At 41.1% G+C, this 642-nt stretch carries 1 protein-coding gene and 1 pseudogene; both read left to right on the top strand.

Translation table 11 applies throughout. The features are described 5' to 3' along the window. Positions 1–207 (top strand): hypothetical protein (locus VB797_RS34725; protein ID WP_323242355.1); only part of this gene is annotated, 207 nt, incomplete at its 5' end. A gap of 233 nt (positions 208–440) precedes the next feature. Then, a pseudogene (locus VB797_RS34720) lies at positions 441–642 on the top strand (IS5/IS1182 family transposase); the annotation flags it as partial.

The raw sequence follows: 642 nt of genomic DNA, 5'->3' as shown, positions 1-642 counted from the left end.
CAGGTAATGAATAAGAGAAACGTTACTTGCGGGCATTACTCAAGTCTGCAGCACACTTTCAATTTCTGTGTTAATGCTATCTATTGCTACAAAAACATTCCAGACAATTTACCTAACTTAACGATGAATGGCAAAATTATGGTTCCAGTTTTGGTTCTCGGCAAGCTCATCATTCCAAACACCTTCCGTTCCGGTGGTATCTTATAACAGCACAGCAATTTTTCAGCCTTTATCGTGGCAAGATTATGGTTCCAGTTGTGGCAATATTATCCTTCCACCGACAGCAATACTTTCAGCCTATCTTGCCCCTGGTGACAGCTTCGCTGACACTGTTGGCGAAATATTTCTTCACAATTTTGGCAAATAATATTACGAGCAAATTATGGTTGCTTCCATAGCGGTAGGATAATTAAATCCTGCTGAAAGAATAATTTGCTACCATGTTGATGCATCCCCAAAATATTCCCGACATACCTCAACAAACAGTAGATGTGGCACGCGCATCTTTTCCAAAAGGGAATATTTACATGCAAATCCGGGATACTTTGGGAAGCATTTTTGACTCAGAAACATTTGTAGACCTGTTCCCTACTAACGGGCAGCCAGCATATGCACCTTGGCGGTTAGCGCTTGTTTGTATCA

This window comes from Rivularia sp. UHCC 0363, from assembly GCF_034931125.1.
Lineage (GTDB): Bacteria > Cyanobacteriota > Cyanobacteriia > Cyanobacteriales > Nostocaceae > Rivularia.
The sequence above is the reverse complement of the archived record's forward strand: the minus strand, read 5'-3'. Positions and strand labels throughout refer to the sequence as shown.